At 59.7% G+C, this 15636-nt stretch carries 11 protein-coding genes; all 11 read right to left on the reverse strand.

Features of this window, described 5'->3' with window-relative positions:
* Positions 1–27: 27 nt before the first annotated feature.
* The 11 genes from ACO9S2_RS02105 to ACO9S2_RS02155 all read right to left on the reverse strand — a co-directional run bounded on the left by ACO9S2_RS02105 (position 28) and on the right by ACO9S2_RS02155 (position 15622).
* Positions 28–1245, reverse strand: a complete 1218-nt coding sequence (locus ACO9S2_RS02105; RefSeq protein ID WP_423720151.1) for an outer membrane beta-barrel protein — start codon at positions 1243–1245, stop codon at positions 28–30.
* Positions 1246–1273: 28 nt separating this feature from the next.
* Positions 1274–2482: a patatin-like phospholipase family protein gene (locus ACO9S2_RS02110; protein ID WP_423720152.1), complete on the reverse strand. Its 1209-nt coding sequence runs from the start codon at positions 2480–2482 to the stop codon at positions 1274–1276.
* A 71-nt stretch (positions 2483–2553) separates the two neighbouring features.
* On the reverse strand, positions 2554–3129 hold the full coding sequence (locus ACO9S2_RS02115; RefSeq protein WP_423720153.1) for a hypothetical protein: 576 nt from the start codon (positions 3127–3129) through the stop codon (positions 2554–2556).
* A 100-nt stretch (positions 3130–3229) separates the two neighbouring features.
* The gene (locus tag ACO9S2_RS02120) at positions 3230–4633 is read right to left on the reverse strand and encodes a patatin-like phospholipase family protein (protein WP_423720154.1); all 1404 of its coding nucleotides are present in this window, start codon (positions 4631–4633) and stop codon (positions 3230–3232) included.
* 18 nt (positions 4634–4651) lie between these two features.
* Positions 4652–6166, reverse strand: coding sequence for a M48 family metalloprotease (locus ACO9S2_RS02125; RefSeq protein ID WP_423720156.1), 1515 nt, complete (start codon positions 6164–6166; stop codon positions 4652–4654).
* A 245-nt stretch (positions 6167–6411) separates the two neighbouring features.
* A complete protein-coding gene (locus tag ACO9S2_RS02130) occupies positions 6412–6975 on the reverse strand; it encodes a hypothetical protein (protein ID WP_423720158.1) in 564 nt (187 codons plus the stop codon).
* Positions 6976–7058: 83 nt separating this feature from the next.
* Positions 7059–7559 (reverse strand): ribose 5-phosphate isomerase B, encoded by a 501-nt coding sequence (gene rpiB / locus ACO9S2_RS02135; protein WP_423720159.1) that lies wholly within the window; start codon positions 7557–7559, stop codon positions 7059–7061.
* 77 nt (positions 7560–7636) lie between these two features.
* The gene (ppk2, locus tag ACO9S2_RS02140; RefSeq protein WP_423720160.1) at positions 7637–8449 is read right to left on the reverse strand and encodes a polyphosphate kinase 2; all 813 of its coding nucleotides are present in this window, start codon (positions 8447–8449) and stop codon (positions 7637–7639) included.
* Between the two features lie 48 nt (positions 8450–8497).
* On the reverse strand, positions 8498–10969 hold the full coding sequence (locus tag ACO9S2_RS02145) for a glycogen/starch/alpha-glucan phosphorylase (protein WP_423720161.1): 2472 nt from the start codon (positions 10967–10969) through the stop codon (positions 8498–8500).
* A 121-nt stretch (positions 10970–11090) separates the two neighbouring features.
* The gene (glgX, locus tag ACO9S2_RS02150) at positions 11091–13193 is read right to left on the reverse strand and encodes a glycogen debranching protein GlgX (protein ID WP_423720162.1); all 2103 of its coding nucleotides are present in this window, start codon (positions 13191–13193) and stop codon (positions 11091–11093) included.
* 20 nt (positions 13194–13213) lie between these two features.
* Positions 13214–15622, reverse strand: a complete 2409-nt coding sequence (locus tag ACO9S2_RS02155) for a phosphoketolase family protein (RefSeq protein WP_423720163.1) — start codon at positions 15620–15622, stop codon at positions 13214–13216.
* Between the last annotated feature and the right edge of the window lie 14 nt (positions 15623–15636).

Below are 15636 nucleotides of genomic sequence, written 5' to 3' on the forward strand. Positions count from 1 at the left end.
ATGGTCTCACCTGAAATGTCTCCACCATTATGAATCAAAGGCCCACAGCAGGCCGAGGATGACGAGATTCTGATTCGGGGTCAGCCCGGCGACACCGGGCGCGACCTCCCCTCCCGTATAGAAGCCGCCCTGAGAGCCGGTCGATCGGTCGAACCGGTATTCCAGGCGCAAGAGGCCGGTCTGGCGTCCAATGGCGATGCGGTATTCAAGGGTGGACGTCACCGCCGTGATGAGCTGCTCTGCTCCGGTCAATCGCCCGTTTCGATCCCAATACAGCTCCGGGCGGAAGGCCACGCTCCAGGGCCCACTGACATGACGCCGGACAAAGAGCGCCGCGCTGGTCCAAAAAAGTCTCGGATGGCCGGCCTGCTCTACAGCATTCTCCGTGCCCGCATCATAAGCGAGCGCCACCGTCCAGGCGTCATCTTTCCACTCAATGATGCTATCCGAGAAAAACCGCCAAAATGTCAGAGACGTGTCGAATTGATCCGGACCATAGTAAAAGTTCTGCGTGAGCGTCCAGGAAGGCGCCGGCTTCCACATCACTTGGGTGCCGTAGCTGGGAACCAGATTCGGTCGTGAAAGGTTGTTGTATCCGTTGATGACATAGACGGCAAGCTGCAACGTCTCAGTGACGGGATATTGGGCGGCCAGGCCGGTCATGAAATAAGGAGCATTGTCGGCCATATAGGATCTGGTGTAGTTGGAGTTGTTCCGGCTTAAGAACGACTCGTACCCGATAAAGCTGTTAAACAGTCCTGCTGTCAGCTTCAGACCATTCCCTAGCGGCGCCAGGTAGGACACATTCGCCCGGTGGACATAGCGCAAGACGTCCGCTCCCGGCACGGGCTTGTCGCCCTGCGGGGTCGTTGAAGGCACCAGCAGGCTGGTGTCATAACCTCCCTGTCCCCCCGCTTCCAGGCCCCATCTCGAATCCGGCGTCGCATCCTTACGCACATACCCCATCGCCATGTTTGGCGCGAACTCGTTCGTTCGCGGCGTGGTGATTTTGCTCCGCCACTTGTGGTTTTCCGGAAAATTGAAATTGAGAGGATAACTGCCGTCGAGGTAGGCGCCATAGTGCCAATTCGACGAGACAGGAGTCTTGTCTTCAGCCCGGGCGACCCCGGCACAGAGCAGCGTGAAGAAGGCTACCGCACCAGAGACAGCGCGAAGACAGCCCCCCGACAGACGTGAAACGTCCCACGATCTGGTTTCCAGAGATGTGCGACACCATACGCTCACGCCTGAACATACCGTTCTTGAATGCGGGTTAAAATCCAGGCGGCTGCTTGGTCCAGTCGTACCCGTTCTTTGCCAGGTCATACCCGAGCTGGAACAGTTGCCGCATATAGGGGTTGTCGAACTCTTCCTTATGCGAAGCCTTGAAGGTGTCCGGGATATAGGCGAGATTGAAATCCACCTGGTCCCGCTGGGCGACCGCAAAAATCCGGAAGAGGTCGCCTCTGCCCTGCGTCTGGATCAGTGAGGTGATGGCGCGGGCCGCGATCGACATCGTTCGCCGTTCCACCTGCGCCCAATCCGGATCCAACCGCGCATTCCGGATCACGTAGAGGTGGCGCTCACGCTGCATACCGGCAGCGGCCGCACGCTCCGCCAGCTGGAGCTGCGGCGGGTACACGAACACCTGAGCCGAGGCCCCGCCGTCCACATGCATTTCCTGATACCGCTGCCCATTGGCTTCCACGTCGATAAAGACCGGCGGGAACGCCGCCGGCAGAGCCGCCGAGGCGATCAGAATGCTGCGAAAGAGGTGCAGGGCATCCGGATGTCCGCTGGCGGCGATCTTGCCTAAATTCCAGATGACCGGCTGGCGGGCATCAAGGTTGGTCGTGCCGACAAACAGCAGGCGCCCCTTCACATATTCCGCCGCGATCTCCTGCAGCAGTTGTTCTGTGACATATTTCTTGGTGAGTTTCCAGAGCGGCGCGTTGTCCGCCATGGCATCAGCCAGGACCGCGGCAAGAAAGTTTCGCTCCTCGAGAATATCCTTGCTTGAGATGCCGGTATAGATCTCTTTGATCACCGGATCGTATTGCCGGCCGAGAAAGGCGAACGGCGCAATCAAAGCTCCGGTGCTGACCCCGGTGACCAGTTTGAATTCCGGCCTGGTGCCTGAAGCCGTCCATCCGTTCAATAGCCCTGTGCCAAAGGCGCCGTTATCGCCGCCTCCCGACACCGCCAGGAAATGGACAGGCGGCAGCGGACCGGTTTCGCCGGCTTTCGCCCGCTGCTCCAACTCGCGCCGGGCAGACTCCTCCGCCTCCCGCAAAAGTTCTGGCAGGGTCGCCGGGACGTACCGGACCCCTGGCAGACCCGCCACCTCTGCCTGCACCTGCAGCTCCGGGGGCACGGCGGGGAGTCTGTCTGAAGGATAACAACCTGCCAGTCCGGCGGTCGTACACAACAGCCAGACCCACAGGTGTCCGGCCGGAATCATGCCCACGATTCGCTGCCTCATCGTGTTCTTCCTTGATCTGAAACGAGCAACTGCCTGACCTGGCGAGGAACGAACCTCGCTCTTTCCTCTTTCTACTCGATGGAATAGGGCTGCGCCCGAAGCACACCGATCGTAACGGTCGCGGAAATACCTGCATCGGTCAGCACATAGGTCCTCACGCGCCGCCTCATGAGATCTGCCATGGCATCACTCTCGGCCGCGCCGATCGCGCCTGCGGCGCCCATGTCTCCTGCCTTAACCGCCAGTTCGGCCTCACTCCCCGTATTCCACGTGCCGGCGGCGAGATCCCGAAGCATCTCGGCATCCCGGAAGATCAGGATCACTCTCTCGGCTCGTCCGCCCCATCCCCAGCCGAACTGCAGCTCAGGCACACGCAGATAGCTCTTCTTTCCGCTCGCCTTGTCCACCACCACCCCGGCCCCGCCTCCGGCGCCGACCACGGGGACTTTCACGACCTTCTTTTCAATGACAGCATACCCGACCGATCGCGCCAATTCCTGTTCCGTTCCGGGCTGCTCGTTAACAAGCCGGGTCAGCGTGTCCTTTTCCAGACTATCGAAATACGCGAGCTTCTCTTCCTTGCTCCCGACCAGGCCACCTGCACAACCGGTCATCGCCATGACCAGCACCGCCACCAGCGCTATCATCCTTAAACATTGCCTCACTATCATCTCGCGCGTTCCTTCCTTTCCCCTTGCCGAATAATGACCGGACGCTCCCTCACCTCCTGGTTCGCTCCTTCCCGCTTCACTGGGACGTTTCCAGGTCCCGCATCAACCGCTGAAATTCAGGATCGTCGCGGATCAGGCGCGAGGCGGCCAGAAGCAGTTGGTCTATTTGCGGGTCCGTGAGATACAGTGTGGTCGGAATCTTCATGAGGGAGCGCCGTTTGTCCGGATCAGCCACTTCGCTCAAACCGGCGTTGATGAAATAGACGTCGGCGTCGGAGGCGAACGGGCTGTCGGCCGCTCGTGGTGAGGCACGAAGCTGCAACCGCACCTTTTCTACGCCCATCCGCAGCAGCGTGATCGTATCGAACGAATAACGATTGATCGGCAGGTCAACCATAGAACCCATCGCGCTGGTAATGGCCGGGATATGATCGCTCCGGTACTCGAGCACATCGGGACTGGTTTCGGCGTTCACCGACAGCACCACCAGCTTCCGGACCTGCTTCAGGTTGCCCTCCTTTAAGAATCGCTCCAGCCCACCCATGACACTGGATGATTCGAGCAAACCACGGAGGGCCAAATTGTCCGACAGGCCGCCATCGAGGAGATGGATGTTAGGACGCTTCTCGATATCCTGGTAGGAGAGCAACTCGTTCGCTCGCTGACCGGCGATACCGCCTTTGTTTTTGGCTTCGCTCAGCCATGGTGGCATAGGATAGCCGCATTGCCCGGCATAATTCTTCAAGCTGATGGGACTGAGCACCAACGGCAACGCCGCGGACGAGGCGGAGGCCCAGGCGATCGGCAGCCGGCTCAGATCCGAGCAGATCATATCGAATTGATACTGAACGAATTCGAAGCGCGAGAGCGTGGCCATATCTGACGCATGGATAAGGAGCCAGGGACGTTGATTGCGCTTGATCAGATCTCCATAGGTGGCCCCCTCGAAGAGCGACTCGTCCAGTAGTTCCGCCATGAGATGCGCGCGACCAAAATAGGGAGACCAGAGCCTGATCCAATTGCCGGGAGATGTGAACACTCTGGCCTTCAGTTCGCTTTCCCAGTCCTTCCGTAAGAAGCGGGATTCAAAATCGTGAAATATCCGATCGCCATGCAGCACGTAGTACCCGGCGGTAAAGGTGCCTCCGGACAAGGCGAAGATGAGATCGAGCTCATCGAGCAGGCGCTTGCGCTTCCCTTCCCAGGTGATCTGCTGACTGGCGAGCTCCCGTAACGCCCCGAAGGCGAGCGTGGAAGCCCTGGTGCCCCCGCCGGAAAAGGCTGCGATGATCAGCAGACCATCCGTATTATCGGCATCAGGCGGGGCGAGGTTGCGGAACCGGTACCCGCCCTCCGGGTCCCACTGATCCAACGGCTGGTTCGGGGTGGGACGCACGTACGAGCAGCCCTGGAGCAGGCCAAACACGACCAACAGCGCGAACAAAGCGAACGGCCTTCGGCCCCTTATCGGACGTGCCATGGCATGGGCTCCTCCCTGCTATCGGGACTTCTTCGGTTCATACAGTTCGGCGATGGCCACCTTGACGAGCTGCCCCTCCTTGAGCTGATCCCCTACCGCGAGATTGTTGACGACCGCGATCTGTTCCTTCTTCCAGGCCGAGTTGGTGCGAGCCGCCAGGGCCTCGATCGACTCTCCTGCCTGCGCCTTCACCAAACGGATGCGCTTCTCCTTGACCCCGGTCCGTTCGGATGCCGACAGGGGCCTGAAACTGTGAGCGACCGACCAGAAGAGGGCCTGCAAGGCTTCGAAATTTCTCGTCGGGGCCATGCCGACCACCTGATAAATGAGCCCGCCATGCGCAATCCAGGTGATGTGGAGTGTCACGTCGCCGTTCGCCTTGATCTGCGTGAAGGCCGCAGGGAGCTGATTGATGGTCGTCTTCTCCGTCTTCGACACCACGTCGATCTTGGCCTTGTTCTCGAGTTGGCGAGCGCCCTCCAGGGGATCGCTCCCTTCCGCCACAGCCCCCACGACGACGGCCGCATCTTTATTGGGCGCGGCCGACACAATCCTCTCGGGTGTATTGTCGTTGTTCCATTTCTCCGGGAACTCCAGGAAGAAATTCATGTCGGGATGGAGGAACGTGCGGCCCTCGAAGACACCGTTCGCGGCCCGCTGGCCATACACCATGCCGTCCAATCGGGCCAGAAACGCTTCGTTCGTCGCGCTGATCGGCGCCTGGCTCGCTTGCGTCAGTTCCCTGGCATGCGCCGCGGTCTTTGTCACCCGATCGGGAGTCGCAGGGTGCGAGTCAAAGAAACTAGGCTTCCGCGGCTCCTTGCTCATGAGTTCGACTTCACGGCCGAGTGTGTTTAAGAAGACGGATAAGGCGGCCGGGTTCCACCCGGCGTTCGCGGCCATGTCCTGTCCCACCCGGTCCGCCTCCGTCTCCTGACTGCGGCTGTAGGGCGAAAACAGCACGCCCTGGGTCAAATCGCCGACGCCCCCGATGATATGTCCTACGAGTGGACTGACCATGCCGGTGATCCCCGACGCGATCCCGAAGACCACCGCGAAGGGGCCCTGCTTGGAGATTTTCTGGACGGTGTGCCGGGCCGCGACGTGCCCGATCTCATGTCCCACGACGCCGGCGAGTTCATCTTCGGAGTTCACCAGGGCGAGCAGGCCGCGAGTCACATACACGTAGCCGCCGGGAAGGGCGAAGGCGTTCGGCTCCGCCATATCCGCGAGGTGAAACCGATACGTGAGGTCCTGGCGCGGAGACTCCTTCGCCAGCCGCTGACCGAGTGCATCCAGATAGGGGAGGAATTGCTCATCCTTCAGCAGGCCCATCTGCGCCTCGACCTTCTTGGCCTCCTCTTCGCCGATCTTCTTTTCCTGTTCAACCGAAATCAGCGTGACCTCGGGCAGTCCGCTGACCGGATTGATCGAGCAAGCCGTGGCCTGCAGGCCTGCCAGCAACAAACCCGAAAGGAGCCAGCGCTGCCGGTGGAGCCTGCGCATCGAGTGATCTTTCCCAAACGCGTTCATACATCCTCCTCATACATTAATGTATCCACATCGCCGGTCCAGCGGTGCAGATCATAAAGCCCATTATTACGTAATTCTGTGAGTCTGATTTCGACCGACATGGTCTGCGTGAGACGCAGTGAACGTTGCAATGCCGACCCTCTATGAAGGGCACAGGCGGCATGATTGATCCGCATCGGCCGCCATTCTAAGGATACGCCTCCATGAAGTCGAGAGGCCTCTCAGCCCCGCTCGCCTTCCCCTCCTTATGGCACCTCAGCCAGGGCGCCGCCGCTGACCGTCAGATTCTTTGTCACCCCGACCGACGGGCGCGCAGCCATCGGCTCACCCATATGACGATCAACATAGGTAACGGAGAGTACGCCGTTCCGAATGCGCATGGCTTGCGGGACAATCCGGTCTCCCACGAACACCGCGTTGGTTCCCACGAAGCGCCCTTCGATATTGAGCGCGACCGCCACGTACAGAAAACTCCCCGTGCCGCCCGGTTGCTGCAGGAGCCACACGGCCGCATCCTCCACACCGTCTCCGTTGAGGTCCCCCGACACAGGCTCTTCGACCAGAATCGTCACAACCGTCATCGTGGAGCCCGGCACAGCTTCCTTCTCGGACCTCCCCGCGGCCAGACTCACGAGTTCCTGCCCGATCCAATAGGCTGCCTCCCTCGGATCGGTTGCGGCCGGGGACGCGGACGCGACAGACAGGTTGCCTCCCAGGACGGGAATCAGGATCGCCATGGCGCACAAAGCTCGATGAAACCTCCACGCGAGTTGCGGTCCCGAACAATCCTGCACCAGCAATCTCTTCATCCCGGCTCCTCGTCACATCTTAGTCAATGAAACCATTCACGGACATTGGGCTGTGAGCGGGATATTCTGCGAGGCCACGACCTTCAGCGCGACGAACGATCGGCCGACTTCGGGCGAGCCTTCCGCCTGTTCTTCTGGAGGTAACGCCTCTCAATGGCCTCTACCTTGGCCAGCCGCCGAAGGTGCCGTTCATCGTGCGTGAACTTGGCCTTCAGAAAGGCGCGCACCAGCTCATGCGCCACCTCTTCCCCGATCACGCGGCCGCCCATGACCAGCACGTTCATGTCGTCATGCTCCACCCCCTGGCGCGCCGAGTAGGTGTCATGACAGACCCCCGCGCGAATCTTCGGAATCTTATTGGCGGCGATGGACGCGCCCACGCCGCTGCCGCAGATCATGATGCCTCGATCCGCGTCTCCCTGACGCACGGCGAGGCCAACGGCTTCCGCGAAGTCCGGGTAGTCGACCGGGGCAGTACTGTGAGTTCCCAGATCCAGCACGCTGTGCCGCAGACCGGTAAGATAGGTCTTCAGGATCTCTTTCAACTGAAAACCTGCGTGATCGGATCCGATGGCGACACGCACCCCCTACCTCCCTGGTTTCATCTGCTGCATCATGGCTTCTGTGGCCGTTCGCGATGCCCGTCGTTTCACACACCCGCTCAGTATTTCTCCGGAATGAAGGTCCTGCCCTTCAACGTCGCCTGGTCGTCGTATTTGTATTTCATCGATCGATCGGGCAGTGTCACTTTGTCGCGCTTCACCTTCTTATAAGGAATCAGACTGAGCAGATGGCTGATGCAGTTGAGGCGAGCACGCTTCTTGTCGTCAGACCGCACGATGTACCAGGGAGCATGTTTCGTGTGCGTCGCCTCCAGCATCCGGTCGCGAGCCCGCGAATACTCGTACCACTTCTCGAGTGACGGCAGGTCCATCGGGCTGAGTTTCCACTGGCGCAACGGGTCTTCAACACGGGCCTGGAAACGCCGCCGCTGCTCCTCGTGGCTCACTTCGAGCCAATATTTGATGAGTATAATCCCGGCGTCCACGACGTATTTCTCAGATATCGGACAGAGTTCGAGGAACCGTTCGTATAGATCCTTGGAACAGAAGCCCATAACGTGCTCGACTCCGGCACGGTTGTACCAACTGCGATCCCAAATGATGATTTCACCGGCCGCTGGAAAGTGAGGCATGTAGCGCTGAAGATGCATCTGGGTTTTCTCGCGATCCGAGGGGGCTGGGAGCGCCACCACGCGGAACACGCGCGGGCTGACGCGTTCGGTGATGGCGCGAATGGTGCCGCCCTTCCCGGCTCCGTCGCGCCCCTCAAATACCACCATGATCCGCAGGCCCTTCTGTTTGACCCAGTCCTGGAGAATACACAGCTCGGCCTGAAGCCTGCGCAGCTCTTCCTCATACTGCTTGCGTTTCAGCTTCGCTCCATTCTCTTTTTTGTCCTTATCCTTCGACATGATGCGTCAACCTCCAATATGGATTCGCGCACATACCGCGCTCATTTGCTAGTCCACCGGGCAAGCCTTCACATTCCAGATGTCGGACGCGTATTCGGCGATAGTGCGGTCGCTGGAGAACTCTCCAGATCCGGCGACGTTCAGAATCACCTTGCGCGTCCACCCGTCCGGGTCGGCATAGAGGTCGCAGAGCCGCCGGTCAGCCTCGAGATAGGAGGTGAGGTCGGCCAGGTGCATGTAGTGATCTCCGCCGGTGAGCAGCGCATGCAGAAGCGGCGCGAACACACCCGGCTCGTTCCGGCTGAAGTAGTCGGAGGAGATCAGGTCCAACGCCGCCCTGGTCTCAGCCTCGTGCTCATAGTGCCAGTGCGGGCTGTACCAGCCCCGGATGCCTGCCACCTGCTCCGCGGTCAGGCCGAACAGAAAGAAATTCTCTTCCCCGGCTTCTTCCGCCATCTCAATGGTCGCGCCGTCGCGTGTACCCAGCGTCAGCGCTCCGTTCATCATGAATTTCATGTTGCTCGTGCCGCTGGCTTCATAGCCGGCGGTGGAAATCTGGTTGGAGACATCGGAGGCCGGAATCAGCCGTTCCGCAAGGGACACGCAATACTCCGGCAGGAAGACGACCTTGAGTCTTCCGCGTACGACAGGATCTCCATCGATGGTGCCGGCCAGATTATTCAGGAATTTAATGACCACTTTGGCCAAGTGATAGGCCGGTGCCGCTTTGCCGGCAAAGAAGAATGTCCGCGGAACCATCTTGAGGTCCGGATTGTCCCGCAGCCGGTTATACAGGACGACGACGCGCAGCGCATTGAGGAGCTGGCGTTTGTATTCGTGGATGCGCTTCACATGACAATCAAAGATGGTGTCCGGATCAACGGTCTGTCCGGAGGTCGTCTTCAGCCACTGGGCAAAGCTGGCCTTTGCTTCGCGCTTCGCCTTTCGGAACGCGGCGCGCACCGCTTTCTCGTCGGCCAGCTTCTTGAGCTTGCCCAGTTGACTGAGATCAGTAATCCAGCCGTCGCCGATAGCCTCGGTAATCGTGTGCGAGAGCGCGGGATTGGCCAGCAACAGCCATCGTCTCGGCGTGACGCCGTTGGTCTTGTTGTTGAAACGCTCAGGATACATCTCGGCCAGATCCTTGACCGTCATCGATCGCAGGAGCCCGGAGTGAATGGCAGCCACGCCGTTGGTGCTGTGCGATCCGACAATGGCCAGATTAGCCATGCGGATCTTGCGGGCGCCTCCCTCTTCCACCAGGCTGATCCGTGCCAGGCGTCCTTCGTCCCCTGGGAAGCGGGTCCGCACCGCATCGAGCAGGCGGCGATTGATCTCATGAATAATTTCCAGATGACGAGGGAGCATGATTTCGAACCACTGATGCGGCCATTTTTCGAGGGCTTCGGGCAGCAGCGTGTGGTTGGTGTACGCGAGCGATCGTTGCGTCAGATCCCAGGCCTGGTCCCAGCCAAGGTGCGCGTCATCGAGCAGAATCCGCATGAGTTCGGGGACGGCCATCGCGGGATGCGTGTCGTTCAACTGGATGGCGACTTTCCCGGGAAGCGCATTCCAGTCGGTGTTGCCGCGACGAAAACGTCGCACGAGATCCGCGAGCGAGCAGGCGACCAGGAAATACTCCTGCATGAACCGCAACCCCTGACCGCGAACCGTGGAATCGTCCGGATACAGCACGCGGGTGAGCGACTCGGCCCCCAGTGTGCCGGCAAATGCTGCTGTGAAATCACCGCTGCTGAACCGCTGAAAGTCGAAGTACTTCGGGACGGACGCAGCCCAGAGCCGGAGGGTATTGATGGTCTTGCCGCCGTACCCGACGACTGGACGATCGAAGGGAATGCCGATGAGGCTGGACGGCCGGCCGGGGACCAAGCGCAAGTCCCCCTCCCGCATCTCGACCGAACAGTTGAATTTCACCTCCACGGCTTCCTCGAGCCGGGGCACTTCCCAGGGATCAGGACGCCGCAACCAATTGTCCGGCTGTTCGCATTGCCAGCCGTCCTCGATCGCTTGCTTGAAGATCCCGTATTCGTAACGGAGTCCGTAACCCATGCCGGGAATTTGCAACGTCGCCATCGAATCGATGAAGCACGCCGCCAACCGGCCAAGCCCGCCGTTCCCCAACCCGGCATCCGGCTCCATCTCGACAAGAGCCAGGGGGTCCACTCCCCTCATTTTCATGGCCTCAAACGCCAACGAACCCAGGAGCGAGTTGGTAACATTGTTGGCAAGCGACCGGCCGAGCAGGAACTCCAACGACAGGTAATATACCCGTTTGGGATTCTTCTGCTCGTACGTTCGTTCCGTCTTGAGCCAGCGCTGCGAAATTACATCGCGGAGGGCACGAGCCGCAGCCTCAAACTGTTCGCGCGGGTCGGCCTTCTTGGGATCGATCACATGGTCGAAGATCAGATGCCGTTCATAAAGCGCGTCTCTGGTGCCGGTAAACTGGATAGGGCCGCATCCGTATTGTTCAAGAAGGTCGTTCAGACGGTCTTTCATATCACCTCCACGAACGCGTCACGAGTGTATGTTGTCGTCGGCCCGGACAGCGAGATTGCGCCCCCGGCTCATCTGCGCCGAAAATGCAGCCCTACCTCCATAGGGTTTGCTCACCGTATTGTTACCCAGCGGACGACGCTGAACTCTTCCCCGGTTCGACGCGCGCCAACAGGACCACGACGGAACGCGCCTCAGCCCGGTAGGTATGACCGGGAAGCGAAGGCGCGGTCTTCCAGGGAACGATGTCGTGCGGCGAGTCGAGGGCGGTATCGATCCATCGGCACCACTGGTCTCCGCTCCCTTCGTGCAGCGGCGGCAGTTCAAATTCCAGCGGCTCCCAATAGGCATTCAGAATAAAGTGAGAGAGGAGCTTTTCCCGGCGCAGCTCCACGGTAGCGGCAATGCTGTGGGAATGAGGGCCCCAGTCCGGTTGATGCAGCTTCACGCCGTGCCACGCCTTCGTCGCCTGCCGGATCAGCTGAGTGAGGCTCATCCGTTGGCGCTCGTGTTCAATGTCGCGCAAGAGCCGTCGGGCATTCAGCAGCGTCACAAACCGATGGACGTCGGCATGTTTGGCGACCAAGGTCCAATCGAGCCAATTCGTTTCGTCGTCCAGGCAATAGGCGTTGTTGTTGCCACGCTGCGTGCGCCGCACTTCATCACCCATGAGAATCATGGGCATCCCCACCGAAAGCAACGTCACGGCCAGGAAATTCTTCACCTGGCGGTTCCGAAGCCGCTCGATGACCGGATCGTCGGTAGGTCCTTCAACGCCGCAGTTCCAGCTTTTGTTATCGTTAGTCCCGTCTCGGTTGTCTTCCCCGTTGGCCTCATTGTGCTTGCTATTGTAGGAGACCAGGTCGTTGAGCGTGAAACCGTCGTGACAGGTGACGAAATTCACGCTTTGCTCGGGCTCCCGTTCCTTGTGGCCATAGATTTCCTGGCTGCCCATGAAGCGGTCGGCGAAGCGGCTTACCGAGCCTTCTGCGCCGCGGAAGAAGTCACGGGCGTCGTCACGGAAGCGTCCGTTCCACTCTTTCCAACTATCCCCGATAAACGAGCCAACCTGGTACAGTCCTGCGGCGTCCCAGGCTTCCGCGATAAGTTTCGTCCCGGCCAGGGCGGGGTCTGATTCGATATCCCAGAGGATAGGAGGATTCTGCATCGGCTGACCGGCTTCGTCGCGGGCAAGGATCGAAGCCAGGTCGAACCGAAAACCGTCGACGTGCATCTCCTCCACCCAGTACCGGAGGCTATCCATGATCAACCGGCGGACAATCGGTTGATTCGCGTTCAAGGTGTTGCCGGTTCCGGTGTAATTGCTGTACCGGGCCCGGTCCTCCTCGAGGAGGTAGTAGGCACTGTTTTCGAGACCCCGATAGCAGAACGTGGGGCCGTCCTGGTGTGATTCGGCGGTATGGTTATAGACGACGTCAAGGATGACCTCGATGCCCGCCCGATGCAGAGCCTTGACCATGTCGCGGAATTCGTCCACTGCGCCGAGCGGATCCTGACGCGAGCTGTATGCCTGATGAGGTGCGAAGAACGAGACCGGCGCATAGCCCCAGTAATTGACACGTCCCGGCGGGCAATCCTGAGGGTCGAATTGGAACACCGGCAGCAGTTCAACCGCGGTGATGCCGAGTTCCTGAAGGTATGGAATCTTCTCGATCAGACCGGCATACGTGCCGCGTGTTGTTTCACCCACGCCGGAACTGGGATGGCGCGTGAAGCCCCGCAGATGCATTTCGTACACGATGGTTCTCGCGGACGGCTGTTTGAGCGGCGCGTCACCCTCCCAATTGTACAGGGCCGTATCGACCACCACGCTCTTCATGGCGGATGCGCAATTATCCCCAGGCTTGGATGCCGCGATCCGGCCGTACTGTTTCGGCACTGCCACGGCCCTGCCATAGGGATCGATCAATACTTTTTGCGGGTCAAATCTCAATCCTCGCTGCGGTTCGGACGGCCCGTGCACACGGTAACCATAGATCTGACCCGCTTGCAGCCCGGGAACGAAGACGTGCCAGTAGTGATAGGTCAGATTCCTCCAAGGATCGAGGGAAATGACGGCGGCCGGCTTCGCATCATCCACGTGATCGAACAGCAGCAATTCCACCAGTGTGCTGCTCTTCGAAAACACGCTGAAGTTGCCCCCCTGAGGGGACACGGTCGCTCCGAGCGGAAAACTTTTCCCCGAATCGATCATCGCGGGTTTCATCCCGATGATGCTCCTTGCCCTCAGACGTTGTCCGCTTCCGTAGAGCCCCCTCGCCGCTTCGACGGCGCGCGCCGTCCCCATTGCCAGTCGGTGATTTCGGGCATATCTTCCCCATATGTGGAGATGTATTCTTTGTGCTCGAGCAGCTTGTCGCGAATGGCCTGCTTGGCATATGCAGCGCGGGACCCGAGCTGCGGCAGCCGGTCAATGACGTCCCCGGCGAGGTGAAAGCGGTCGAGATCGTTCATTACCACCATGTCGAATGGCGTGCTCGTCGTGCCTTCTTCCTTGTAGCCGCGCACGTGCAGATTCTTGTGATTTGTCCGCCGGTACGTGAGCCGGTGGATCAACCACGGGTAGCCGTGGAAGGCAAACACGATCGGCTTATCCTTGGTAAAGAGCGCATCGAAGTCCCCGTCCGAGAGCCCATGCGGGTGCTCGCTCTTCGGTTGCAGTTTCATCAGATTGACGATGTTGATGACGCGGATCTTCAATGTCGGGAGATACTGGCGGAATAAGTCCACAGCAGCCAGCGTCTCCAGCGTCGGCACATCGCCGCAGCAGGCCATGACGACATCGGGGTCTCCCCCCTTGTCATTGCTGGCCCATTCCCAAATTCCGATGCCCGCGCTGCAGTGCCTGATCGCCTCGTCCATCGTCAACCATTGCGGGGCCGGCTGCTTGCCGGCGACGATCACATTGACGTAATTGCGGCTGCGTAGGCAGTGATCGGTGACTGACAGGAGCGTGTTCGCATCCGGCGGGAGATACACGCGCACGACCTCCGCCTTCTTGTTCACCACGTGATCGATAAATCCTGGGTCCTGGTGACTAAATCCGTTGTGATCCTGCCGCCAGACGTGGGAGGACAACAGATAATTGAGGGAGGCGATCGGCCGCCGCCAGGGAATGTCATGACAGACCTTCAGCCACTTGGCGTGCTGATTGAACATCGAGTCGATAATATGGATGAATGCCTCATAGCAGGAAAAGAACCCGTGCCGGCCGGTTAAGAGATAGCCTTCCAGCCAACCCTGACACTGGTGCTCGCTGAGCATCTCCATCACCCGGCCGTCAGGCGCCAAGTGGTCGTCATAAGGAAACCTGTCCGCCATCCAGGCGCGATTCGTGACCTCCAGCGCATCCTGCCAGCGATTTGAATTGTTCTCATCCGGACTGAAGAGGCGGAAGTTCCGGCTGTCCATATTGAGTTTCATCGTATCGCGCAGAAACTTACCCATCAGCCTGGTGGACTCGGCTGCGACAGCACCGGGTTTCGCCACCTTGACGGCATAGTCGCGGAAATCGGGCAACCGCAGATCCCTCAGCAGCAGGCCACCGTTGGCGTGTGGATTGGCGCTCATCCGACGCTCGCCCTTGGGCGCGAGTTCAGCCAGTTCGGATGTTAATCGCCCGGTTTTATCGAACAGCTCCTCCGGCTTGTAGCTCTTCATCCACTTCTCAAGAATCTTCACATGCGCGGGCTTTTCATGCATTTCCCCCATCGGCACCTGGTGGCTGCGCCAGTAGCCCTCGGTCCGTTTGCCGTCGATTTCCTTCGGGCAGGTCCACCCCTTGGGCGAACGAAGGATGATCATCGGCCAGCGAGGTCTCTCCTTGACACCGTTCTTCCTGGCCTGATTTTGGATGCGGCGTATTTCGTCCAAGCAGGTATCGACTGTGGCAGCCATGAGCTGATGCATCTTGGCCGGATCACTGCCCTCGACAAAATGGGGCATGTAGCCGTAGCCGCGAAAGAGGTGATCCAATTCTTCGTGGCTGATACGAGCCAGCACGCAGGGATTGGCGATCTTGTACCCGTTCAGATGCAGGATCGGCAGCACGGCTCCGTCGGTCGCCGGGTTGAGGAACTTGTTGGAGTGCCAGGACGTCGCCAATGGTCCGGTTTCGGCCTCGCCGTCGCCGACGACACAGGCGACGATCAGGTCGGGATTGTCATACGCAGCCCCGTACGCGTGCGAGACCGCATACCCCAGTTCGCCGCCTTCGTGTATTGAGCCGGGAGTCTCGGGCGCCACGTGGCTGGGAATGCCTCCGGGGAACGAGAACTGCTTAAACAGCCGCTTCAAGCCCTCTTCGTCTTGCGCGATGTTCGGATAGACCTCCGAGTAGGTGCCTTCCATATAGGCATTGGCGACAATGCCGGGACCGCCGTGGCCCGGACCGATAATGTAGATCATGCTGAGGTCCCGCTGCTTGATCGCACGGTTCAGATGGGCATAGACGAAATTCAATCCCGGTGTAGTGCCCCAATGACCGAGCAGGCGGGGTTTTATGTGCTCTTTCTTCAACGGCTTTTTCAGCAAGGGGTTGTCATAGAGATAAATCTGCCCCACCGACAGATAGTTGGCTGCGCGCCAGTAGGCATCAATGAGCTTGAGTTCCTTGTCCGCCAACGCCTTTGCCATGCCGTGCTCCCTTC

Origin of the sequence: Nitrospira sp. NS4 (assembly GCF_049546785.1) — a bacterium.
Classification (GTDB): Bacteria; Nitrospirota; Nitrospiria; order Nitrospirales; family Nitrospiraceae; genus Nitrospira_D.

Bases quoted from the DNA above. Each gene is read 5' to 3' on its own strand.
- ACO9S2_RS02110 (WP_423720152.1), bottom strand. From the start codon at position 2,482: ATGAGGCAGCGAATCGTGGGCATGATTCCGGCCGGACACCTGTGGGTC.
- ACO9S2_RS02115 (WP_423720153.1), bottom strand. From the start codon at position 3,129: ATGATAGCGCTGGTGGCGGTGCTGGTCATGGCGATGACCGGTTGTGCA.
- ACO9S2_RS02120 (WP_423720154.1), bottom strand. From the start codon at position 4,633: ATGGCACGTCCGATAAGGGGCCGAAGGCCGTTCGCTTTGTTCGCGCTG.
- ACO9S2_RS02125 (WP_423720156.1), bottom strand. From the start codon at position 6,166: ATGAACGCGTTTGGGAAAGATCACTCGATGCGCAGGCTCCACCGGCAG.
- ACO9S2_RS02130 (WP_423720158.1), bottom strand. From the start codon at position 6,975: ATGAAGAGATTGCTGGTGCAGGATTGTTCGGGACCGCAACTCGCGTGG.
- ppk2 (WP_423720160.1), bottom strand. From the start codon at position 8,449: ATGTCGAAGGATAAGGACAAAAAAGAGAATGGAGCGAAGCTGAAACGC.
- ACO9S2_RS02145 (WP_423720161.1), bottom strand. From the start codon at position 10,969: ATGAAAGACCGTCTGAACGACCTTCTTGAACAATACGGATGCGGCCCT.
- glgX (WP_423720162.1), bottom strand. From the start codon at position 13,193: ATGAAACCCGCGATGATCGATTCGGGGAAAAGTTTTCCGCTCGGAGCG.
- ACO9S2_RS02155 (WP_423720163.1), bottom strand. From the start codon at position 15,622: ATGGCAAAGGCGTTGGCGGACAAGGAACTCAAGCTCATTGATGCCTAC.